General features: G+C 36.1%; 21 protein-coding genes. 15 read left to right on the top strand and 6 right to left on the bottom strand.

The window, feature by feature from the left end:
* From UABHE_RS22310 to UABHE_RS22295, 4 genes are read right to left on the bottom strand one after another with little or no spacing between them, the layout of a single operon-like run.
* Window positions 1-1308: an iron chelate uptake ABC transporter family permease subunit gene (locus UABHE_RS22310; protein WP_372365506.1), complete on the bottom strand. Its 1308-nt coding sequence runs from the start codon at window positions 1306-1308 to the stop codon at window positions 1-3.
* The gene (locus tag UABHE_RS22305; RefSeq protein WP_372365505.1) at window positions 1305-2657 is read right to left on the bottom strand and encodes an iron chelate uptake ABC transporter family permease subunit; all 1353 of its coding nucleotides are present in this window, start codon (window positions 2655-2657) and stop codon (window positions 1305-1307) included. Before UABHE_RS22305 ends, UABHE_RS22310 begins: the two co-directional genes overlap by 4 nt.
* Complete coding sequence (locus UABHE_RS22300; protein WP_372365504.1) at window positions 2641-3453, bottom strand: metal ABC transporter ATP-binding protein; 813 nt, start codon at window positions 3451-3453, stop codon at window positions 2641-2643. Before UABHE_RS22300 ends, UABHE_RS22305 begins: the two co-directional genes overlap by 17 nt.
* A gap of 10 nt (window positions 3454-3463) precedes the next feature.
* On the bottom strand, window positions 3464-4369 hold the full coding sequence (locus UABHE_RS22295) for a metal ABC transporter solute-binding protein, Zn/Mn family (protein ID WP_372365503.1): 906 nt from the start codon (window positions 4367-4369) through the stop codon (window positions 3464-3466).
* A 542-nt stretch (window positions 4370-4911) separates the two neighbouring features.
* On the opposite strand from UABHE_RS22295, the gene UABHE_RS22290 reads away from it, so the two are divergent.
* The 6 genes from UABHE_RS22290 to UABHE_RS22265 all read left to right on the top strand — a co-directional run bounded on the left by UABHE_RS22290 (window position 4912) and on the right by UABHE_RS22265 (window position 9818).
* Window positions 4912-5433, top strand: coding sequence for a hypothetical protein (locus tag UABHE_RS22290; protein WP_372365502.1), 522 nt, complete (start codon window positions 4912-4914; stop codon window positions 5431-5433).
* Complete coding sequence (locus UABHE_RS22285; RefSeq protein WP_372365501.1) at window positions 5426-6904, top strand: DUF1800 domain-containing protein; 1479 nt, start codon at window positions 5426-5428, stop codon at window positions 6902-6904. Before UABHE_RS22290 ends, UABHE_RS22285 begins: the two co-directional genes overlap by 8 nt.
* Before the next feature lie 3 nt (window positions 6905-6907).
* Window positions 6908-8101, top strand: a complete 1194-nt coding sequence (locus UABHE_RS22280; RefSeq protein WP_372365500.1) for a DUF1501 domain-containing protein — start codon at window positions 6908-6910, stop codon at window positions 8099-8101.
* Between the two features lie 156 nt (window positions 8102-8257).
* A complete protein-coding gene (locus UABHE_RS22275; protein ID WP_372365499.1) occupies window positions 8258-9016 on the top strand; it encodes a leucine-rich repeat domain-containing protein in 759 nt (252 codons plus the stop codon).
* 190 nt (window positions 9017-9206) lie between these two features.
* Complete coding sequence (locus tag UABHE_RS22270) at window positions 9207-9428, top strand: hypothetical protein (RefSeq protein WP_372365498.1); 222 nt, start codon at window positions 9207-9209, stop codon at window positions 9426-9428.
* A 117-nt stretch (window positions 9429-9545) separates the two neighbouring features.
* Window positions 9546-9818, top strand: coding sequence for a transposase (locus tag UABHE_RS22265; protein WP_372365497.1), 273 nt, complete (start codon window positions 9546-9548; stop codon window positions 9816-9818).
* 364 nt (window positions 9819-10182) lie between these two features.
* Here UABHE_RS22265 and UABHE_RS22260 read toward each other — a convergent pair whose 3' ends face one another.
* Both UABHE_RS22260 and UABHE_RS22255 read right to left on the bottom strand, forming a co-directional pair.
* A complete protein-coding gene (locus UABHE_RS22260; protein WP_372365496.1) occupies window positions 10183-11502 on the bottom strand; it encodes a transposase in 1320 nt (439 codons plus the stop codon).
* 468 nt (window positions 11503-11970) lie between these two features.
* Window positions 11971-12768 carry a C39 family peptidase gene (locus UABHE_RS22255; RefSeq protein WP_372365495.1) on the bottom strand — a complete coding sequence of 266 codons (798 nt, stop codon included), beginning with the start codon at window positions 12766-12768 and terminating at the stop codon, window positions 11971-11973.
* A 193-nt stretch (window positions 12769-12961) separates the two neighbouring features.
* On the opposite strand from UABHE_RS22255, the gene UABHE_RS22250 reads away from it, so the two are divergent.
* From UABHE_RS22250 to UABHE_RS22210, 9 genes are all read left to right on the top strand, one after another.
* Window positions 12962-14674 carry a formylglycine-generating enzyme family protein gene (locus UABHE_RS22250; protein ID WP_372365494.1) on the top strand — a complete coding sequence of 571 codons (1713 nt, stop codon included), beginning with the start codon at window positions 12962-12964 and terminating at the stop codon, window positions 14672-14674.
* Window positions 14637-15110 carry a hypothetical protein gene (locus tag UABHE_RS22245; RefSeq protein ID WP_372365493.1) on the top strand — a complete coding sequence of 158 codons (474 nt, stop codon included), beginning with the start codon at window positions 14637-14639 and terminating at the stop codon, window positions 15108-15110. The genes UABHE_RS22250 and UABHE_RS22245 overlap by 38 nt, the downstream gene beginning before the upstream one ends.
* Window positions 15111-15199: 89 nt before the next feature.
* Window positions 15200-17299, top strand: a complete 2100-nt coding sequence (locus UABHE_RS22240; RefSeq protein ID WP_372365492.1) for a hypothetical protein — start codon at window positions 15200-15202, stop codon at window positions 17297-17299.
* Between the two features lie 26 nt (window positions 17300-17325).
* Window positions 17326-19389, top strand: a complete 2064-nt coding sequence (locus tag UABHE_RS22235; RefSeq protein WP_372365491.1) for an ATP-binding protein — start codon at window positions 17326-17328, stop codon at window positions 19387-19389.
* Window positions 19386-20348, top strand: coding sequence for a Pvc16 family protein (locus tag UABHE_RS22230; RefSeq protein ID WP_372365490.1), 963 nt, complete (start codon window positions 19386-19388; stop codon window positions 20346-20348). The genes UABHE_RS22235 and UABHE_RS22230 overlap by 4 nt, the downstream gene beginning before the upstream one ends.
* 24 nt (window positions 20349-20372) lie before the next feature.
* On the top strand, window positions 20373-21554 hold the full coding sequence (locus UABHE_RS22225) for a phage tail sheath family protein (protein ID WP_372365488.1): 1182 nt from the start codon (window positions 20373-20375) through the stop codon (window positions 21552-21554).
* A gap of 15 nt (window positions 21555-21569) precedes the next feature.
* The gene (locus UABHE_RS22220) at window positions 21570-22016 is read left to right on the top strand and encodes a phage tail protein (RefSeq protein WP_372365487.1); all 447 of its coding nucleotides are present in this window, start codon (window positions 21570-21572) and stop codon (window positions 22014-22016) included.
* A gap of 7 nt (window positions 22017-22023) precedes the next feature.
* Complete coding sequence (locus tag UABHE_RS22215; protein WP_372365486.1) at window positions 22024-22527, top strand: DUF6760 family protein; 504 nt, start codon at window positions 22024-22026, stop codon at window positions 22525-22527.
* 1 nt (window position 22528) lies between these two features.
* Complete coding sequence (locus UABHE_RS22210) at window positions 22529-22945, top strand: phage tail protein (protein WP_372365485.1); 417 nt, start codon at window positions 22529-22531, stop codon at window positions 22943-22945.
* Window positions 22946-22947: the final 2 nt, after the last annotated feature.

The following is a 22947-nucleotide window of genomic DNA, read 5'->3' as shown; positions in this document are numbered from 1 at the left end:
TTATTTTTCAGGCTTTATCGGAATAGGTTTTCCATGTGGATCAGAATCGGGATGTTGCAATTCTTTTTCTATTTCCTTGCATAAATCATTTGTTAGGTAGTGCTCCATTTCGTCAGCGGGTTGATGAACGTGGTCTTCTGGTAATCCAAGTTTGTGGATGTATGTTTCCCAGAGACGGTGAGCACGCATTAAATCTATCGCTTTATTAATGCCTTTTTCGGTAAGCCTTAATTCGCTATCGCTTTTTGCAAGAAGCCCTTGTTGTACAAACATATTAACAGTATTTTTTTTATAGTCCTCAGTTATACATTTTTTTCCTGACTCATTTAATCGATATACTTGCATGAGTATGTTTTCAGCATCAAAACGCTTTTTCAAATTATATCTACGTACTAAACGAACAACAACTCCGTATTTCGGCGAAAAAAAGAATGACACTGTAAAAATACTCCCCGCACAAACGGCCATACAACCAGCAATAGAAACATCTCCTCCTAGTGATAATGCCAAAAAATATCCAAGGACAGAGCTCGCTGCTCCCAAGATCGCTGAAAGAAAAATCATTAACGATAGACGATCTGTTAACAGGTATGCGCTGGCTCCTGGAGCAATAAACATTGCAACAACAATGATTGCCCCTACCGCTTCAAAACTAGCAATAGTAGTAATCGCTACCAGAAACATAAGTAGGTAATGAATTAACTTTGGCTTAAGCCCCATCGACAGAGCTAACATTGGGTCAAAAGTTGAAATCTTGAGTTCTTTATAAAAAAAGAAAATAAAAGCAATATTTATAAGTAGAACTATCCCAAGAACCCATGCTGATTTTGGACCTACGTCAACACCACCTTTTGTGTATACATGTCCATCAAATTCATAAGAATTTCCACCTATTATCCATGTATCAAAAGGCGTTGTTGCTATTTCTCCGTACAAAACACATTCAGTATCAAGATCTATGTTTCCCGCATTTGCTACGATGATAACACCTATGGCAAACAATAAAGTAAAAACAGAGCCTATAGCCGCATCTTCATCGATAAGTCGCGAACTTTTTAATGTATCCACTAAAATAGGGGTTAAAACTCCTATAAGCCCTGCCCCAATAAAAATGGCTACAGAGTTTAAACCACCGCTTAAAATAACGGCAATAACAATTCCGGGTAAAACAGCATGGCTAATAGCATCGCCCATGAGCGCAAGTTTTTTTAAAATTAAAAAACATCCCAAGATACCACAAGCACTACAAACCAAAGCACCTATTACCATTATCCATATTTCAAAACTTGCAAGTGCTATAAACGTCACCTTGTTTTCCTTTCTTGTTCCGAAAAACATACATTTTGTGGTATTGCTTTTCCATGAGGATCTTGCTGTGGAGATTTGAGCTCGTTATCTAATTGATGTAGAACTTCGTTGTTAATAGCATGTTCTATATCTTCGGCATCGCGATGAACATGGTCGCTTGCAATATCCATTTTTTTAGTGAGATAAACTTCCCACAAACGATGCTTGCGTATAATTTGTAATGCTTTTTTCAATCCTTTTTCTGTTAACTGCCAATTGCCATTTTCGTGAGACATAAATTCTCGCTTTATAAGCGAACGTAAATAATGGCGAAGTAGATAACGTGGTAACTTAAAATACGCAAAGAAATTTTCAATAGTAAAATTCATTTTCCAATTGTTGTGTTCTTCGCAAGTTTTATAGCAAGATTTTAATATATTTTCTCTGCGAATTCGTTGACGACTTTTACGCAAGCGCAACCATTTTGGTACTAAGCCGCGATTAGGTGCAAAAAACATACTTACTATGAGTAAAAAAGAACAGACCACAACCATAACAGGGCCAGTGGGAACTTTCGCGACAATCGCAGAACAAAAAGAACCCACCGCTCCTGCAAACGCACCAATAAATGCCGAAATAAGAATCATGAGCCCTAATCGATCCGTCCACTGTCTTGCTGCAGCTGCTGGAAAAATGAGCATTGCTACCATTAAGACAACTCCAACGGCTTGCAAACCAACCATAACGGCAAGTACAATAAGAAGAGTAATGAGGAGTTCTAGATAACGTACTGGCAAACCAAGAGTAATTGCAAAACTTCGGTCAAATGTAAGTAATTTAAACTCTTTATAAAATATGAAAGTAATGCCCAATAAAAGCAAACACATAGAACCCATAACATATATATCGTAACGTGCTAATAAAGCAGCCTTTCCAAAAAGAAAAGAATCCAAGCCGGCTTTATTTCCACTAAAATTTTTCTGAATAATTGTCAAGAGTACAATACCAAATGCAAAAAAATTGGACAATACGAGCCCTATGGCAGTATCTATCTTAATGCGACTATGTCTTGGAATTTCTGTTGCAATAATAGCACCAATGAGCCCAGTAACGGAAGCACCTAACAAAAAGAGTAGTGGATCTTTTACACCTGTAAACATGTAGGCTAGACAAATACCAGGTAAGGCAGCATGGGCCATTGCATCGCTCAACAAACTCTGCTTTCGTAAAAAAGCAAAAGTCCCCACAACACCACTAGAGATCCCTAATAAAATAGCGGCGAACATTACCCAACGCCTTGTACTTCCCTCTACAAGAAAGTACTTTCCTATTTCATCAAAAATCCACCACGAGCTAGTCAAAAGTTCCATCGACTCGGCCTTTCGTCATTGCGTTTGCTGCTTTACTTAAAATAGCCAGTTTTCCACCATAAGTTTTTCGTAAATTTTCTTCTGTGAATACTTCATCAACAGCACCAATAGCCACTTTTCGCATATTTAGCAATAAAATCCAGTCGAAATACTCTTTTACTGTTTGTAAATCATGATGTACAACAACCACAGTTTTTGATTGCGATCGTAGTTCAAATAGTAGATTGACAATAGCTTTTTCGGTAACAACATCAACACCTGCAAATGGCTCATCCATAAAATAAATGTCTGCTTCTTGTGCCAGAGCGCGCGCTAAAAAAATTCGCTGTTGCTGTCCTCCGGATAATTGACTTATTTGACGATTCGCAAAATCTTGCATACCAACTTTTTCTAAATATGCATAAGAAATTTCGCGATCTTTCTTTTTTGGTCGACGAAACCATCCTAGATGACCATATCTTCCCATCATAACAACATCGATTGCTGTGGTAGGAAAATCCCAGTCAACTGAACCACGCTGTGGTACATAACCTATGCGACTACGTACTTTTTTATACGAATCGCCAAAAATTTTTACCCAGCCACTGGTCACAGGAATAATACCGAGCATAGCCTTAATTAGAGTAGACTTTCCAGCTCCATTAGGACCAATAATTGCCATTAGTTTTCCACAAGGAACTTGAAAATCTACATTCCACAGTACTGGATGAATATGATAAGATACCGTAAGGTCGTGAACATCAGCAACAGCATCACTCGTTATTTCGTTTTTTTGCTTCAACGATTCTCTGCTCATATTTTCACCATTATTTTTCGCTAAGGGCACTTACAATAGTTTTTATATTGTGCTCGACCATGCCTATGTATGTTCCTTCTAAAGTACCAGATTCGCCCATCGCATCAGAAAACAGTGAACCTCCCATTTTTACTGTTTGCCCACGATGCAGACAGTGCTCTATTACAACTTCAACCCCTTTTTTCATCACCGATGTTTCTTCAAAAATAGCTTTAATATTTTGCGAAACAATAACCTCAACGATTCGTTCGATGTCTTGTATGCCAGATTCTGTTACTGTACTAATCCCTTGAAGTCCCATTACCTCAAAATCATAAGCATTTCCCATATAACCAAAAGCGTCATGCGCTGTAATTAGTACTCGACTCTTTTTGGGAATTTTATTAATTTGCTGTTGTGCCCAAACATGTAATTTTTGTAATTTCAGCAAATATGCATTGCTATTTTTTTGATAATGCTGTGCATTTTGGCTATCAATACCGCAAAGTACGCGTGTTATTTTTTTGACAACCTCTTGCCATAGGGAAACATCAAACCATACATGTGGGTCGTAAAGTTCTTCAAATCCTTCTGGTTTTAAAAGTCTATTTTTTGGCAATCCGTTGGCAACAGCACAAACTGGTTTTTGGCGGCGCATTGCTTGAAAAATTTTGCCCATTTTTCCTTCGAGATGTAAACCATTGTAAAAAATAACATCTGCCATTGCTAGTTTCTTTGTATCATTGGCAGTTGCTTTATAAAGATGTGGATCAACACCTGACCCCATTAAACTGTCAATTCTAATAAGATCTCCGCCCACATTCTCCAAAGCATCAGCGATCATTCCCGTAGTAGCTACAACATAAAGTTTATTATCTTCTGAGTAACTAGGTATAGCGATAAACATTAATAACAAGCTAATAATATATTTTTTCATTTCTACCCTCTCTTTGACTAGGTATGTCATCAATTAGAAAAACACAATTTCATTGAGAATTAATGCTCTAGAGTACTAAGTGACTCAGAAAAAGTAGTTTGAATACAGAACTTTTATTTTCTAGTCAGCACAATTGTAGTATGCAACAAAAAAGTAACAAAACTAGAAATTAAAAGGGATAAATACTTTTGGTGGGTCATTTAGAATCACGATGACTTATGATGACATTTTTTATTTGATTACTAGTGCGTGTGGACATTTAAAATTTGTTTAGTGTGTAAGTCGTTGTAAATTCTATGCGGCGAATAAAGTCTAAATGTCCACGCCTTATTTTGAGAAATAGTTCTATTTTAATTATAAGCACATTAATTACGATAAGTCAAACAAAAAAGTTAGAAGTCACCAACTTTTTGTTATTGGCGACTAACTTTTATTTCGTAAATTAATATAATTGTTAATAAAAATTTTCGTGAACTTTTTATGTTTATTACAAGTATTACCAGTAAAGATAAATTTTATTAATAGGAGATTTTTTAATGATAATGTCTGAAGTTTTAGCAATAACAATGTTTATTATTGGTTTACTTTTGAGTTTAAATGCGTTGCTTCTCTTTTGTCGAGGAATATGGTTAGAAGATACCAATGGTGTATGTGAATTATGCTCGCAAGGACTAAAGAAGAATTTTTTTTATGGAATTCTTCCGAGTGTGATAATCGTTTTTTTAAGTTTAACAATTGGTGAAAATGCTAAAAAAGTAGGAAAAATCTTAGGGCCGACTATATTGAGTTTGTTTTTTCTTTATTCATGTATTGGACTTAGCGGTTTTGTTACTATGATTGGTCGCAAACTAATTAGTGATTCTCAATCTCCATGGAAAACAACTGCTGCCGGTGGTGCTTGTTTTTTTCTTGCTTGTCTTTTTCCAGTTTTAGGATGGTTTATCTTATTTCCTTATGGACTTATCGTTGGTTGCGGGGCAAAAATGCGCCTTCGCGGTTATCGTAAACAAAAATCTAAAGAATTAGAAAATGTACAACGCGATAACGAGACAAGTAATGAATAGGCGTGATTTTACTAAAGTAGTGGCAGGAACACTATCTCTTTGTGGTTGCAATGACGTCATTAGTGCTGTATCGAAAAAATTTGGCCAAGATATTCCCAAAAATTTGACCCCTGCACAAGACGAAGATATAGATAAAGATTTTCACTTTTTGTCGCGCACAACGTATGGTTTGTGGCCTGGAGAATTAGAAAAATTAAAAACAATAGGTCGCGAAGCTTGGTTAGAATGGCAATTTAAGCCTATGGCCATTAACGATACCTTGTGTGATTTACGAGCACGTCGTTTTGAAACGATCCACCATCATTTTTCGATGTGCTATGAATATAGAAAAAAAGTCCTGCGCTCGGAAATGGTTAAACATACTTTATTACGCGCTATTTATAGCCGTAGACAATTATTTGAGGTAATGGTTGGATTTTGGACGGATCATTTTAATATACACATCGAAAAATCCGACTGTATCTATTTAAAAGCAACTGACGATCGCGAAGTAATCCGCAAACATGCTTTGGGAAATTTTCGGGATTTAGTGCACGCTTCTGCAATTTCACCTGCAATGCTCGTGTATCTAGACGGCAAATCGAACAAAAAAGAAAAAGCACAAGACATACCCAACGAAAACTATGCGCGAGAACTTCTAGAACTCCATACATTAGGTGTTCACGGGGGTTATAGCCAAAAAGATGTTTTTGAAGTAGCACGCGCATTAACCGGGTGGCGTTATAATAGACGCAAGGTATTTTTTAACAAAAACTTACATGACCAAGGTTCAAAAAAAATACTAGGGCAAGTATTACCAGCAAATGGTGGTAAGGAAGATCTACAGCTAGTTCTTGACATTGTATGTAATCATCCTTCAACAGCAGCGTATATATGCCTGAAACTAGCCAAACGTTTTATTTCACCAACGCCTCCAAAATCAATTGTCGAAAAGATGAGCCAAGTTTTTATAGATACCAAAGGTGATATTAAGTCTGTCCTGCGTTGTCTTTTCTTAAGTGAAGAATTCTATCAACCAGAAACTGTCGCTCAGAAATTTAAAAGACCATTCCACTTTATTGTCAGTTGTTTGCGATTCTTAGGAGCGGATACTTATGCGGACAAACCGCAAATTAATTATTTAGAACGCATGGGGCAAGTTCCATTTCAATACCCAACTCCTGATGGTTACCCCGATGAAATGCAACCGTGGCTTGGAACTCTGCTGTGGCGTTGGAATTTTGCGCACGCAGCTACTGCAAATAAGATACGTGGTACGCGTATACGACTCAAAAAACTTTTGTCTAGTCTAAGTATAGACGATAAAAAAGATACTCATAAGCTCGTTGCTCATTTTATTGGTCGTTTACCCTCTAAAGAAGAACAACAAATATTTACAGATTACATGCAACAAAAAGACATGAAAAAAATGGCAAACCAACAAGAGTTTGTTGGTCTTATTTTGTGTTCACCAGCTTTTCAGAGGTATTAAAACATGAATTTAGTACGTCGCAATTTTTTACGCAAATTATTATTTGCTAAAAATAAACAAGACAACACAACTCTTGTGTGCATATTTTTGCGCGGTGGAGCAGATACGCTCAATTTTGTCGTTCCTTTTGGCGATGATGACTACTATCGATTGCGTCCAACTATCCACATCGCCGCGCCCGTAAAAAATAAACTTGAAAGCTCTGTACGTTTAAACGATTTTTACGCTTTACATCCTAAGTTATCTCCTTTGTATCCGCTATTTCGCGAAGGAAGACTAGGGATGGTACAAGCCGTCGGTTCTGACAATACCAGCGGTTCGCATTTCGAAGCGCAAGATCAAATGGAGCACGGTAGCAGCGAAGAGAAGGATTTGGGAAGTGGTTGGCTAGGTAGGCACCTGCGTCTACACAATGACGAACACAAAAAAGCTATTTCTGCGGTGGCCATGGGAACAACAATCCCTGAATGTTTACGTGGTGCCCCCAATATTAACGTAATCCAAAACCTAGGTGACCTAAAAATTCAAACTGCTAGTGGTAACAGTAAGTCAGCTATCGACGCTATTGCAAAAATGTATGGTAATCAAGCTAATGTTTTAAATCAACAAGGAAAAGATACTCTGCGCCTACTTGAAAAAATAGAAAACCTACAAAAAAATAATTATACTCCCGAAAATAATGCTGAATATCCGCAAACTAAATTCGGAAATGAATTACGTGAAGTTGCGCGCATTGTCAAAGCACAACTAGGATTGCAAGTGGCCTGTGTAGACTTAGATGGTTGGGACACACATTTTTTTCAAGGCCAAGAGAGCGGACTTCAAGCAAACAACATTGATGTACTCGCAAAAGGCTTAGCAGCATTTGACGCTGACTTGCAAAGTTACAGAAGCTCAGTAACCACAATTGTCATGACCGAATTTGGACGAAGAGTCTATGAAAATAGCTCAATGGGTACAGATCATGGGCGCGCATTTACTTTTTTTGCTCTAGGAGATAAAATCAATGGTGGCAAAGTTATTGGCAAATGGCCAGGACTTGATTATGACGAAGAGCAACAAGGGCCAGGAGGACTGAAAGTACAATACGACTACCGCTCAGTATTAAGTGAAATTCTAACAGGAGCACTACACAGTCCTAAAATAGCGCAAATATTTCCAGGATTTAAATCCCAAAAAGTAGGACTGGTTAATTGAAACTTCGAATACAAATTAGTTCTCTGCCATTTTTTATTCAAAATTATAAAGATTAACCATTAACAATGTTGTACTCTCACGCTTATTTTCAAAGATGTAAACGAATAGTTTACTAGTTAAATTATGGAGAGACTAAAGAATATGGACGAGGAAGAATTGTTTAAACTTCTTGATAAGGCTCTAGATAAGAAAGAATTATTTAAAGTTCTTGACGAGGCTCTAAAAAAAAATATCAAATCACTTGATCTCTCAAATTACGAATTAAAGAAACTTCCAGCAGAAATCGGGCAGCTTACTCAGCTTACAAAACTTGATTTGTACGGCAATCAATTAAAAGAATTACCAGCAGAAATTGGGCAACTTACAAACCTTAGAGAGCTCTATTTGGAAGTAAATCAATTAAGAGAATTACCAGTAGAAATTGGGCGACTTACAAATCTTAGAGAGCTTTGGTTATCAGAAAACCAATTAACAGAATTACCAGCAGAAATTGGGCAACTTACAAATCTTACATCACTTAACCTGAGATACAACAATTTAGGAAAATTACCAACAGAAATTGGAATGCTTACAAATCTCACTAAACTTAATCTGAGAGGCATCCGCTTAAAAAAATTACCAGCAGAGATTGGGAAACTTATAAGCCTTAGAGAGCTTAATTTGAGAGCAAACTATTTAAGAGAATTACCAGCAGAGATTGGACACCTGACAAAGCTTAGAAAACTCAACCTATGGAACAATGAATTAAAAGAATTACCAATAGAAATGACACAACTTGCAAATCTAAAGCGAAATAAAGGCAAAGATAGAAATGAATGGGGGCTTTTGTTATATAGCAACCAATTTGGTGTTTTAGAAGAAGTTCTCGATAAAGAAAATCCTCAAGAAATAATACATTATATTCTCAATTCATAAAAGCAGCCAAGCGATCTAAAAAAGTGAACAAGCAAAAAACTAGATAAATTAAAGTGCACAAATATTTTTTGGTGTATAGTTCATTTTTAACTCTGTTTTTGATTTAGTAAATGGTTTTCTCTCAATAATCATTATTTGATATTTAATTATCAGTTTGAGGTTTTGTTGTACTAGACTGGAGATTTAATAAATGATGTCACTTCTAATAGATATTATTATAAAGTCAGGTCCTAGATATGCAGGTGGGATTTTTGGATTGATGTCGGGATTTGTTTTTATTAGTTGGTTCAAAGGAGTTAGTTGGTGGTTTTATTTATTGTTAATTGCTTTTGTTAGTTTTTCCATTCTGGTTTTTATAAATAAGACTCTACTTGAAAGCATGCTTAACCGAGATTTGGTAAATCGTTTTTAATGGAGAAAATAAAAAGGAAAGAGTATAAAAGTATTTGGAAGGAAAAAGTTATAATAGTTCCCTAACCCAAGAATAAAAAGCCTTCGGCAAGGAAGGCAACTTTGAAGGGAACTATCAATGTCTAATATAACAATATGCCTACCAATAATGCTATATATTTCTAATTTATTACTAAAGAAAATTTCCACACCAGGCTGTAATCAAGTACTCTGCATGTTTGGCTTTTTTAATCCTCACACAAGAGAATTTTTTCATAAATTTGTTAATGGTCGAAAGCAAAAAATGGCTAAAAATTTTATTGCTTCACTCCATCAGATTCGCGCTCAATTTAAGAAGAAAAAAATTCATATTGTTGTCGATAATGCTTCTATACACAGTAAAAAAAACTAAACTTTTTAAAAAATTTAGAGATAAGTTTAGTGAACACATATTCATTCACTTTCTTCCTAAAAGGGCTACTATTCTTAATCCTATTGAACGCTTTTGGCTATTTCTGAAAAAAAGAATTTTTAGTAACTATCTTTATCCAAATCTTGATGCCATAAAGTCTTCTTTTCAAAAGTTCATTTAGCAATATCGCGAGAAGAAAATCCGTTACAATTTTGGTCTTACTAGTCTTATTGGAATTTGGAAAAATCATCCAGTTATTGGTTAGATATCACCAGTGTTTCAACAGAGTCATTATTATTTAAGTAGTTGCTTACTGCATAGAAACTTTTTGCGACTTACTTAACCGAGATTTAGTGTGCGGCTTCTAAGCCGCAATAATAAAAGCTTGAGAGTTAATATCATTTTGAGAAATTTTTGCAAAAATTCGCCGTATATGCCATAAATACTTGCATTTTGGGGTCAGATGAACTTGAAAATTTAGAACATAGTGAATAGAATTTGCAAAAAATTTACGAATAATACTTCTCAAATACATAGTTTGAAAACGAACTGACAAAATGCAATAAGCAAAAATTTTAGCCATAGTCATAGCAAAAACCTTAGTAGTCATCCAAAACTCATTAGCTTTGATAGAAGTATGAGAACAAAGCTTAGCAAAGAAATAATGGTGTTGAGCTTCTTTAAGTGCATTTTCAATGTTTTGGCGCTGATGGTAAAAAGAGAAAATTTTGCGCGGAGACCACTCTAGATCAGTAACAAGTGCATAAAAATAGGTTTTAATCTTCCACTTGCCTTTCTTTTTCTTGCGATGTATTCTTCTGCACAAAACAACACGTCGATAAACAGGTTCATTTCTAGCAGAAGCATTAATAAATCCCAAGTCAAGAATTGCACTACCTTTGTCAATATGAACAATTTTTGCAGATCGTTTTGCCGCTAACTTTTTGAATTTTACTTTAGCTTTCTTCAAAGAGATAAGAGAGGTACGAATGCCTAAGACATAAGAAAGAGAAAGCTTTTCAAGAAACAGCAGGTTCTCTACTTTGCCATAAGCAGTATCTGCTCTAACAGCAGAAAATGCGTAACCTAGAGATCGTACTCTCTTTACCGCTTTTTGGAAATAAACGCAAACATTCACATTGCCAGCAAACAACTTGATATCCACAAAAATTTTTCCAATAAATGCCACAGATGATTGCAAAGTTGGTTTTCCTCGATATCTTCTGTGATGACCCAACAGAGATCCTTCTCTTTTGTCTGAAAATGAGACAACTGAAAACCCATCGACACCAAGTGTTTCTTCTATTGCTTTTTCGCCTTTTACTTTTATTTTCTTATCTTTTGTGAGTTCTGGGCAAACTTTTTCAACTATTGCTCTTTGCAAAAGTAATAATTTCCAACTTAGCATTGAATTACTTATTGATTTCAAAATGGATCTTGCTTTTCCTGATCCGAATATTGAGAAGCCAATACTTTTCACATTTTGATAACTTTTTTCATACTCGTAAATACATCGATATCCAGTTATATGCATCACTAAAAACGTCATCAAAAAATCTATTCTTCTTCTAATCTTTAGATATTTACATGGACCTTCTAAATATTTATTTACTTCCTCTTCGCTCTCCAGCAATAAATTAGAAATATATAGCATTATTGGTAGACATATTGTTATATTAGACATTGATAGTTCCCTTCAAAGTTGCCTTCCTTGCCGAAGGCTTTTTATTCTTGGGTTAGGGAACTATTATAACTTTTTCCTTCCAAATACTTTTATACTCTTTCCTTTTTATTTTCTCCATTAAAAACGATTTACCAAATCTCGGTTAACTCAGGATATCGAAAAACTTCCTTTTGATTTTAAATGACAACGTGTGAGTGCTTATAAAAATACACAAGAAGGAATGGATGAATTGACGAAAAAACTAAGTGGTATTATTGAAAAGATTATTAATAATTAGCTAACTAAGTGGCGACCTATAAATACAAGAAACTCTGTATATTTGACGAAAATGTAAAATGAGTAATGCTGTACACTCTTGACTGAAGTTGAAGTTGCAGTTGCAGGAATATAAGAATGAAAATAATGTCTAAAGATAAAAAATTGCGCGGCTTGGTGTTGAAATGTAGCTTTATAAGCCGCGCACTAAAGTTATTTAGTTATATAGTCATAGGGGTGTAATGTATCGTATGGGTGTAGTGTATGTCTGCATGGAACGCGGTGAATGCAATTATATCTTCTACCATAGGCGTCTACATCAAAAGGATGTGCTGTATCAAAAGGATGTGCTTTGTGAGAGCAAGCTACCTTATGTTGGCAATTTATTTTGACTCGTTGTTTTATATGGTTATTTTTTTGAGTTTCAACTCTGATAATCCAATAGCCTTGTATTACACTAGCCAACTGAGCACCTTGGTATGTACGTTTCCCGTTTGTTTTTTTGTTTTCCCAGCTAGGAAAGGGATCTCTAACTGTAATATAATTGATTCTTGGTCCATACCCATAATCATTATAATTTGCTGCTGTGCACACAACAGCATGTCCACTAGAAGGACCCGTTTTATAACCGAGAATAATAGGGTGACCTTTTCGCAACTCTTGAATTAAAACTCTTGGGTTGGGTGCACCACTTCGAAAAACTGCGCCTACCGTATATCGCTTGCCATAACGACCAACTCCCCAACCATTTAGATTCTGAGTGATGACCTGAAAACTTCCGGCCCAATTGGGCAATCTCCCCCATGGATCTCTCCCATAAGACCTTTGAACTATTTCTTCCTGTTCTATAGAAACACCATAATAATCCATTACCATTTGAATAGACGCTGCCCAACACCACTGGCTTGCTTTTTGTTCCGAATATGTAAGTTCTAATTTATAGCTAGGAATGCCTACATTGTCTGCGAACAATAAACTAGTATAAAGAAATATCATCATAACTTTTTTCATACGTTTTCCTTTGATTTCAACATATATTTTTAGTTTTCGGTAGTTTAAAAATAATAAACATTGATTTTTTCTAAAAATTAAATATACAATTAACAGTAAAATAATTATAATAAAAAAAATAAGTTATTTCAGTATTAATAGATGCTGTAATTGCAATAAAGCAAGAAAAAATACTTTTTCGCCGGGTTTTTGTATGAAAACAAATATTCACATTGTAATAATCGCTTTTTTTATATTTTGCAGTGCTTGTAGTTTAAAATTTAAGCAAGTGGTCGTATATAAAAATCAAAATTCTACGGGCTCTATTGTTAGTTTTGAGCTGTGGAAAGAGAATGCTCCTTTGAAAGGATTAAATTCTACTCAATTTGCAATAATTGAAAATAATAAAGAATATCCGCTAAAACCTTTTCCTCTCAAAGAGAATAAGTTTTGTTCTCTCCCCAATACCTACTTTTTTGCTTATAAGTCAGTTATGCAAGATTCCAAACTTCAATTGAAAGTCAAGTGGCGAGCATACAGTGGACTAAGCTCGGTGTTTTATCCGACTATAGACAATGTTTATTCTCCTGGCTGTTCATTAACATTTAAGAATATTCAATTATATTCAACTATGTCAGGAAGCAAACAAATAACAATTGCTTTTCAAGTATGGGATGATAACACTGTTGATAACCTCAAAAAGAAAAATTTTCGCATTTTTGAAAACAACAAGGAGCGAACAACGGAACTAACCATACCTAAAAATACAACGTATTGCCCTAAAACAGACACCTATTTTTTCAACTATGTTTCCGTTGGTATTGGCAATAACTTACAACTACACGTAACAGATAACAACGGACGAAGAGGAAAAAGTTCTTTGGTTAAAAACGAACCAATGGCTATAGATTATCTTCCTGGATGTACTAGTAAAATAGATGTCAGTCCTATTGATCTACCGCGCTTCAATGAAAAGATGGAACGCTATAAATTAGACCTACAAGTCAAAATAACAACACCACCAAAACAACCGCTAAATCGCGATCATGTTTACATATGGGAGCAAGATAAGCTTAAGAAGGTTGATGCTGTTCAACAAATAGATAGTTACAACTATAAGCTCAGCTACTATCCAATAAATTACAAAACATCAGGTGTTATTCAAGTTATTGTTCATCAAGATAAGTTTATTGCTAAAAGCACTTTCTCTAAATATCCTGCTCTAGAAAAAACAAATCTCTCTGAAGAATACTGGCACCTTATATCTACTGAAAAAAACGGTCGAAAAATTTTAGATATGACGAAGCAAACCTGGAAAGATTACTCGATAAAAAAACAGCGGCAAATCGCAGCGATGTATCAGAAAGCTTACGCTCAATCTCAGAAATTAAAAGTAATCGAAGAATACGATACTGATCGAGGAAAGATTCCAATGGTATTGATTCCTCCAGGACGATTTGCACCAACCAAAGGTTGTTGGCAACATTTTAGAATAGCGAAATACGAGATAGCGAGGAAAGACAACAGTAAACCACAAACTAATATTTCTTTTTCCAAAGTCAACCAACTTTGCCAAACATGGAGTATCCAATTACTTCCCAAAGGATTGAGTATGCAACTACCTTCTCAAGTACAGTGGGAATATGCTTGTCGTGCAGGTGCTGTTGGCAAATATTCTTTTGAAATCGATAAAAAGATCGACTATGTGTGGTTTGATAAGTTTGTGGGCTCAGATGTAAAAAAAAGAAAAGCGAATGCTTTTGGATTACACAACATGCATGGAAATGTTTCTGAATGGTGTTTAGAAAAAAAACACTGTGGAGGTTCTTATCGCGATCAAATCGAAAACTGTACTAGCGACTATGCACCAGAATTTAGGGGAGAAGAAGATGCTATTGGATTTCGCCCGATTGTTCAAAAAAAGTAAGGTGATTATAGTATTTATTTGTTTTATTGCTGTTGTTTTGGCAGGAAACAATAAACAGAAAAACCTAAGCTATTTTGGGCCATATTGCGATGAAACAAAACACGGACAGTGGTTTGATGATACCGAAAAAATCTTTGATTGGAAGGAGTCGTGGGTAAAGTCTATTGGTAAGTCACCAGCTACATATATATGGAAAAAACCACATAGTTTAAAATCATACTATGGTGAATATATTATTCTTGTCGGTGAGTGGAAAAACAACAACGCAATTGGAGCATTTCTTATTTACACTCGTAATAATGAAGCAGACGTCACACCCTCTCTTATTTACAACAACCAAGAATACTATCGACATGAGCACATTCTCAAAATAGGAACTATGCCACCTTGGAATCCGAAACATGTAAAACCTAGTAAAGATTTTTTTGGCAAATAGAATGAAGACATTTTCCTGTTCGCTATACACAGATTTAAACGTCTTTGATTCTTACTTTTGAATTTATTTTTGATCGATTGAGGAAAAAAATGAAACGTTTACTTTTTTTATCTATGTTAATGGTCGGCTCCTTGTTTGCAACAAATGCTGATGAGCGCCAGTTTATCCAAGTTCGGGTAGATACTTTGAATAACAGTGCTAATTCTAACAACCGAATTTATGCCGTAGAAGAGCTAAGTAGAAAAGCTACTACAGGGAGTCAGAGTCTAAAAAAAGATATAGCACGCGCTTTAATTTTATCTTGGAAAAATGATAAAGCTGGGCATCCTGAAGCGGTCAAACTAAAAATAGTGCAAACTCTGGGTGAACTTGAAGACGCCAATTCTTTATTGACTATTTTAAAAAATGAAAAAGAACTTGTGATTGTAAAAGTAGAAGTAATGCAATATTTAAATACTCTAGCTGCAAGAAGGAGAGTTCCTGTAACTGCAACGATCAACGCTCTTATAAACAACTTGCAATTTGCTGATTTGCAAGATTCTGCTGCCGAAGCCTTAACCACAATTGGACAATTAGATGCAAATAAAGTTATTTGGGAAACATTTCGTTATTTACAAGAATGGCAAAAAGACAAAGACGATAGTAAGTTTGAAAACCGTTCTTATGTAGCGGTGCAAATTCTTCTTAATACAGCGAAAAGTGCTACTCTAGGCACCGATAAAGCAAATTTATGTAGAGTTCTCACTCATATATACAGTCATTTCGAAGATCGACATGTTGCGCGCGTTGCTTTAGAAGGAATAGACTTCATTTCTCCTGATGACAAAACCAGTATCGAAAGCTTTATCCAAGCCGCGCGCAAATATCCAGAAGATTACGCTGATAAAGTGAGTTCTCCGATAGCAGCAATCGCTCTAGGCAAAATGGATTCATTGCATGAATTAATTCAATACTACTCGATGCAGCTAGACCAAGATGGTTTGGATATCGCGGTTGAAGATGTTCTCAAAAATCGCCACAAAGCGGCCCCTGATAATCTAAAAAAATGCGAACAGCTTTTGGTAATACGCGCTTTTACAAGTAGTGTAAGCCATATCGCTCATTTGACAAAATTCAACAATGGTTCGAATTTTTCATTTATCACAAAATATCTTTTGCAAAACCCAATTAAAGAATCTACGAAAGTTGTTTTGCATTGGTTTATTGATCAAAACAACGCAAGTGCACCTCATCCCGACGTTTTGCATTCTTTACTTGAACTAGTGAAAAAGACTTCTTTTGTCAATGCTGATCTTAGCGATAACCAAGGGAATGATCTAACAAAAGCTTTCGGAGATATCGAAGGTGCTGGTAACTTAGACCAAGCAGCTCTTTACCGCGTTAGCGAATTAAAAAGACTTCTCAATTTAGAGACCAAAGTGACGGCAAAAAAAGTGTTAGATAAGTTCTTACTAGTAAGTAAAAGTCCTGCACCTGATGACTTGTTAAAGTCCGTGGCTCTTTTGCACTCGTTAGATGCTATTGTCACTAAAACCTCTCTTGCTAATAGTGACTTAAGTGTAGATCAGAAAACAGATCTCGAAATAAGTTTTGATAACATCGGTACTGATGGTGAAGCAAGAGCAAAATTTTATGTTCGCAAACTAAGAACTCAACTAGGTATTTTAGAGACCAAAGTGACGGCAAAAAAAGTGTTAGATAAGTTCTTACTAGTAAGTAAAAGTCCTGCACCTGATGACTTGTTAAAGGCCGTGGCTCTTTTGCACTCGTTAGATGCTATTGTCACTAAAACCTCTCTTGCTAATAGTGACTTAAGTGTAGATCAGAAAACAGATCTCGAAATAAGTTTTGATAACATCGGTACTGATGGTGAAGCAAGAGCAAAATTTTATGTTCGCAAACTAAGAACTCAACTAGGTATTTTGGAAACAAAAGTGACGGCAAAAAAAGTGTTAGATAAGTTCTTACTAGTAAGTAAAAGTCCTGCACCTGATACCTTATTAAAGTCCGCAGCTCTTTTACACTCATTAGATGCTATTGTCACTAAAACCTCTCTTGCTAATGATGACTTAAGTACAGGCCAGAAAACAGACCTTAAAGCAAGTTTTGCTAAAATTGATGCTGATGGAGGGAAAGCAGCCAAAGCTTATGTTACTAAACTAAAAACACAATTGGGTCTTTCAAAGTAACCACTGTTTAGGTATAGGTAAAAAAATTGTCCTACACACATCAACAACATTTACAAGACGAATTGCATTTGCTAACTAAGCGTTTGCAACGTGAGTTCTATGTGCGCCAAGCTAGTGAAGCAGAAGAAGAGAATAGTCCTTTCTTTGCAAATCCAAATGAGATTGTTTCTATTTTTGAACAGCTATTTAACGGAGCCTGCGTTGAGTCGGTAGAAATCGAATCCATGGAGGATGAAATACAAAGTCTACACCAGCAAATAGTAAACAAGTTGAAATCATGCAAAGAGGACTTACCGCTTTTGCAACTGCAACAGATGTTTGGGCTTTCTTCTCCAGAAATGAATATTTTGCTGGTCGCGTTAGCACCTGATTTAGATAGACGCTATATGCGCATATACGGTTATTTACATGATGATATGGGACAAAAGACCGCGACCGTTTCTTTGGCCGTTGATTTGTTAAGTGATCTATTTGCTTTTAAAGGGCAGATTTGGAACTTACTTGCTCCATGCTCTCCTTTGATTGTAAATAGATTACTACAGTTTGATGCTGGACAATTTGATTCTCCTATTGTCGTAGCAGAGAGAATTAAACGTTTTTTATTAAAGAATAATGATGTTGCTTTTAGTATAGCCTCTTTTAGTAGTATAGAAGATTGTGATGTTTCCCAACAAGTGTCATTAACAAAGCAAGCAGCGCAAATTTGCTGTGTACCTCAAAAGATATATTCGTTATACGGAGGCAATGATACAGCTAAAAAGTATTGTATTTCTCAAGTATGCAACGAATTAAGTTGTCGCTTACTTGTGATAAACTTAGCTCACATGTCAATCGAAAAAACAACGGAGCATCTTTTTGAAGACATTTTTCGCGAGGCATTGCTGCAAAAAGTGAGTATTGTTTTTTATCACCCTCAAGCATTAGAATTAGAAAATCGAAGTGTTTTTTTTGTGCGTGCTTACAAAAAATGGGCTTCGAAAATACATACACCCGTTTTTATTTGCGATGAAAAGCCTTTTCATAAAAACTCATATTGGCAAAGTGTAGCGATTTTCTATTTTGAATTCAATGATGCTTACGACAATATGGATACTTGGATGGACAAATTAGATGCAAATCAACAAACGCAAAATATTGCAAAAGATTACCCATCTCTCAGTAAGCAACAAATTTGCGAAGTGATAGAACATGCAAAAAAACTAGGCGATGTCTTAGATGAAAAAGCTATTCGTTTTGTTTTAAAATCTTACTACGGAGTAATGCCTGTAGAATATGCGCGTAAGTTAAAATGTATTTATTCATGGGACGATTTAGTTTTACCTAAAGAAAAAAAGGCTCATTTGAATGAAATTAGCCACCACATAAAATATCGACATCAGGTATATGAACAATGGCAATTTAGTGAGAAATTCTCTGTGCAGCCTGGAAGCAATATCATGTTTATTGGTGCTTCCGGAACAGGAAAAACAATGGCTGCTGAAGTGTTGGCACGTGAAATCGGTCAGAATATTTATAAAATAGATGTTTCGCGTTTGGTCTCAAAGTACATTGGTGAGACAGAAAAAAACTTGCGTTATGTTTTTGATCTTGCAGCACAGACAAATGCTATTTTGTTTTTCGATGAAGCTGACGCCATTTTTGGTAAACGAACGACAGTAAAAGATGCTCACGACCGCTATGCAAATATCTCAACGAACTATCTGCTACAAAAATTAGAAGAACATCATGGTGTCGTTATACTTGCCACTAATTTTAGTACTAACATCGACGACGCTTTTTTAAGACGCATGGCATTTGTCATTGAGTTCCCTTTTCCAAATGAACAGCAGCGCATTGCGTTATGGAGAAAAATGTTTCCGCCACAAGTTCCTGTAAATAAAATCGATTATTCTTTTTTGGCGCGTGAGTTTGATTTGTGCGGTGGTAATATCAAAAACGTTGTCATTGGAGCTGCTTTTCTTGCCGCTAGTGAAAAATCAGCAATTCAGATGCATCATATATGTACAGCTTTAAAACGAGAATATCAAAAACTCGGCAAAGTTTTTAGTGAAGAAGAAGTCTTGCCGTACCTAGAAGGCAATATAATATGAACGACAGCGCTCTGCGAAAAGTAAATCAAAAGCTCAAGGATGTTATTGAGCAACGCCTAAAAATAGATGTTAAGTTTAAGTTTCCACCTGAAAGATCAAGAGAAGGTTCTGTAGCTATTGTTCCATATAAAATGGTAAAAAACGAGCACCTTAGTAATACTTTACCCGCAGTGGATAGAGTGTTATCACCATTGTTTTTCGATCTACATTATTTGATTGCCCCTAATGCAGGAACTATAGAGCTTGAATTAGAAATACTTGGACGTATTGCTCGTCTTTTCCATGATCAGCCGTCATTTACTATTGGCAATGAGAAAATCAAAGTTATTTATCAAGATTTAAATCTTGAAGAGTGGACTCATATTTGGCGTTTAAACAACGACAACATTAAACTTTGTGCATCGTATTTGGTTTCTCCTGTTAGTATAGAAAGCCAAGTGGTCTCAGAATATACAACGCCGATCAAAAAGATCTCTCTAAGGAGTAAACGGCTTGCTCCACTAGATTTTTTATTTCGGTTTGACAAAAAACTTGAGCAAGATCTTCAACATAACATCAATTTATCATCCGATTTAGTAAAAGAATTTAAGGACAATGGTCATAGTGCTTTTAGCGAATGGCGCGTTATACATAATGAACAAGAGCGCTACTGGCAAATAATTGAGATTGTAGAAACTATCGAAAAACAAAAAGTGCAAATACACTACTACATATTTCCTGGCATCTACTATCAAGATACTGAAGGCAAGTACTATCAAGATGAAAGTAAGCGAGAGAATGTTTTAGAGGTTTATCGAGAAACAATCGAGAAATACCGAGAAGATTTAATTGAACCATTAAAAGAAGATTTGAAAAAACATAAATACTATGTTCTCAAAGTACAAGATCAAAATGGAAATGAAATTATTGAAGTTATGGAAAAACCAGAAAATCAACTTCAATTGCAATTTTTAAAGTAATTAACTTCTGTAAGGATAAATATTATGCCGTTAACCCCTGGTGTGTATATACAAGAAGTTTCTTCGGGATCAAAACCAATTGAATCCGTTGGTACTTCCACAGCCGCATTTTTAGGAGTTCCTACCAAAGAAGGAGCTGTTTTACATACGCCGACACTCGTAACGAGCTGGTCGCAATTTTCGGAAAAATTTGGTGGTCTACCTAAAGAACTGCCAAATAAGCCCGAGGAAATGGACAACCCCTATGTTCCCGAAAAACTATTACCATATGCCGTGTATCAGTTTTTCGCAGAAGGTGGAAGCAAGTGCTACATCGTTGGTATAAGTGATGCAAGTGAAGCAACGCAAGCAGAACCCAAAAAAGGATTGAAAGCCCTAGATCCTATCGAAGATGTGAACATGATTGCTACACCAGATGCCAAAGGCGAAAAGTCTCTGATGATGGAAGGGATTAGCTATTGTGCTAAACGCAAAAATTGCGTTTTCATTGCTGATTCTAACCCTGAATTGTTAGATGCGCAAAGTGTACAACAAGAATATGCAGAAGCATTTAGCACCTCTAGTTATGGTGCTCTTTACTATCCATGGATTCACTCACTCATTACTCCCCAAGAGGTAAAAAATAAAATTAAAGTAATGCTACCTCCTTCAGGTGCAATCGCTGGCATCTATGCAAGGGCCGATAGCACTGTAGGGGTACATAAAGCTCCCGCAGGCTTAAAATCGAATGTTAGAACCGCCAGAGGTTTAGCATATACAATGACCCATGGCGAACAAGAAAACCTCAACGCGAACGGTATTAATGCGATACGTTCATTTCCAGGAAAGGGAATTGTGGTTTGGGGAGCAAGAACACTTGCAACTACAACAGATGCTGAATGGAAGTACATCAACGTTCGCCGCTTGTTTATTTATGTTGAAGAATCTTTGAAGCGCGGTATGCAGTGGGCTGTTTTTGAGCCAAATTCACCGAGAGTGTGGGGAAGCATAAAGCGCAACATACGTGCTTTTTTATGGCGTGTATGGCAAGACGGTGCGTTGTTTGGCAAAACAGAAGATGAGGCGTTCTTTATCAAAGTTGATAAGGAAAACAACCCTCAACCAAGAAGAGATGCAGGAGAATTAATTGTCGACATTGCTATTGCTCCGGTAAAACCAGCGGAATTTGTTATTATTAGAATTAGTCAAAAAGTATTAGAGTCATAATAAAGGAGAAGTTCAGTGGCTACAGGTGAAAGATTAGTTGATCCATACCGCAATTTTCGTTTCCGCGTAGAAATAGAGGATATTGAAATAGGTGGTTTTTCTGATGTTACCATTCCCGATTCTAGCAGTGATGTCGTTGAGTATCGCGAGGGAACGGAACCTCCTTATGTACGCAAACTTTCGGGTCTTAACAAATATGGTGTTTTAACTCTAAAAAAAGGAATTACCGATTCTCTAGAGCTTTATAAATGGCGCGAACAAATAGAAGATACAGGAGCAAAAGACCTGCGCAAAAACATTTCGCTTATTTTAATCGATGAGGAAGGGGCAGAGAAGTCGCGTTGGGAGATCATCGAAGCATGGTGTTCTAAAATAGAATACTCCGGGTTAAGTGCCAAAGGAAATGAAGTTCTTATTGAAACTTTAGAAATTACTCACGAGAGAATGGACCGCGTAAGTTAGGGAAAATATGGGGATTTTACAAACAGAGTACGAGTTTACACTACCAAGAGGTTATGTCGATGCAGAAGGAAATCTTCACAGAAAAGTACTTATGCGTCTAGCAACAGCAGAAGATGAAATTCGCCCCAAAAAAGACCCTCGTGTGAGAAATAACGAACACTTTTTTGATGTCATTTTTATTGCTCGCGTTGTAACAAAATTAGGGAGTTTACCACGAGTAAATACTGATATCATCTCCAAGCTTTTTTTAGAAGACTTTCATTTTCTAAAAGCAAAAGCGGTGGAGATAAATCAACCAGGTAGTCCGATGGAAAACCAAGAAGAATCGCCAGGGTGGGATCATATCTATAAAGAGATCACTTATCTCGCTTACTTCTTGCATTGGGACTACCAAACTCTCATTCATATGGACCATCGCGAAAGGCAGAAATGGGTGGGAGAAGTGAGTGATCTTCACGCACGAATGAACCAATCGCAAGGAAAAAAAGAAAAGTCGATATTGGAGATGTAGAATGATACAAAATCCGTTTATGGCTTTTCGCTTTGTGGTTGAATTCGATGAGATTATTCTTGGGGGATTTTCTGAGGTAAGTGGTTTGAGTCGCGAAACAGAAGTTGAAACTATTCGCGAAGGCGGAAACAATTTATTTGAGTATAAACTTCCCAAAGGAACAAAGTACTCAGATTTAGTTCTTAAACGCGGTGTTATTGACACCGAGATATGGACTTGGTACGACAAAGTTGTTACTGGTAAAATTCAAAAGCAAAATGGTTGTATTTGTCTACTAAATAGCAGCGGTGAAAGAGCGATGGAGTGGAATATCATTGATGCCTACCCTGTAAAATGGGAAGGCCCGCAATTCAATGCATCAAGTAGCGCTGTTGCTACAGAATCATTGACTTTGGTACATCACGGTATTAATATCTAGGA

The sequence above is a fragment of the Candidatus Uabimicrobium helgolandensis genome (assembly GCF_041508025.1).
Lineage (GTDB): Bacteria > Planctomycetota > Uabimicrobiia > Uabimicrobiales > Uabimicrobiaceae > Uabimicrobium > Uabimicrobium helgolandensis.
The sequence above is the reverse complement of the archived record's forward strand: the minus strand, read 5'-3'. Positions and strand labels throughout refer to the sequence as shown.

Coding starts and splice junctions, on each gene's coding strand:
- UABHE_RS22285 (WP_372365501.1), top strand. CDS start 5,426: ATGAATAGGCGTGATTTTACTAAAGTAGTGGCAGGAACACTATCTCTT.
- UABHE_RS22250 (WP_372365494.1), top strand. CDS start 12,962: ATGAAAACAAATATTCACATTGTAATAATCGCTTTTTTTATATTTTGC.
- UABHE_RS22225 (WP_372365488.1), top strand. CDS start 20,373: ATGCCGTTAACCCCTGGTGTGTATATACAAGAAGTTTCTTCGGGATCA.
- UABHE_RS22215 (WP_372365486.1), top strand. CDS start 22,024: ATGGGGATTTTACAAACAGAGTACGAGTTTACACTACCAAGAGGTTAT.
- UABHE_RS22290 (WP_372365502.1), top strand. CDS start 4,912: ATGTCTGAAGTTTTAGCAATAACAATGTTTATTATTGGTTTACTTTTG.
- UABHE_RS22270 (WP_372365498.1), top strand. CDS start 9,207: ATGATGTCACTTCTAATAGATATTATTATAAAGTCAGGTCCTAGATAT.
- UABHE_RS22280 (WP_372365500.1), top strand. CDS start 6,908: ATGAATTTAGTACGTCGCAATTTTTTACGCAAATTATTATTTGCTAAA.
- UABHE_RS22255 (WP_372365495.1), bottom strand. CDS start 12,768: ATGAAAAAAGTTATGATGATATTTCTTTATACTAGTTTATTGTTCGCA.
- UABHE_RS22260 (WP_372365496.1), bottom strand. CDS start 11,502: ATGTCTAATATAACAATATGTCTACCAATAATGCTATATATTTCTAAT.
- UABHE_RS22240 (WP_372365492.1), top strand. CDS start 15,200: ATGAAACGTTTACTTTTTTTATCTATGTTAATGGTCGGCTCCTTGTTT.
- UABHE_RS22265 (WP_372365497.1), top strand. CDS start 9,546: ATGTCTAATATAACAATATGCCTACCAATAATGCTATATATTTCTAAT.
- UABHE_RS22230 (WP_372365490.1), top strand. CDS start 19,386: ATGAACGACAGCGCTCTGCGAAAAGTAAATCAAAAGCTCAAGGATGTT.
- UABHE_RS22295 (WP_372365503.1), bottom strand. CDS start 4,369: ATGAAAAAATATATTATTAGCTTGTTATTAATGTTTATCGCTATACCT.
- UABHE_RS22305 (WP_372365505.1), bottom strand. CDS start 2,657: ATGGAACTTTTGACTAGCTCGTGGTGGATTTTTGATGAAATAGGAAAG.
- UABHE_RS22300 (WP_372365504.1), bottom strand. CDS start 3,453: ATGAGCAGAGAATCGTTGAAGCAAAAAAACGAAATAACGAGTGATGCT.
- UABHE_RS22210 (WP_372365485.1), top strand. CDS start 22,529: ATGATACAAAATCCGTTTATGGCTTTTCGCTTTGTGGTTGAATTCGAT.
- UABHE_RS22245 (WP_372365493.1), top strand. CDS start 14,637: ATGCTATTGGATTTCGCCCGATTGTTCAAAAAAAGTAAGGTGATTATA.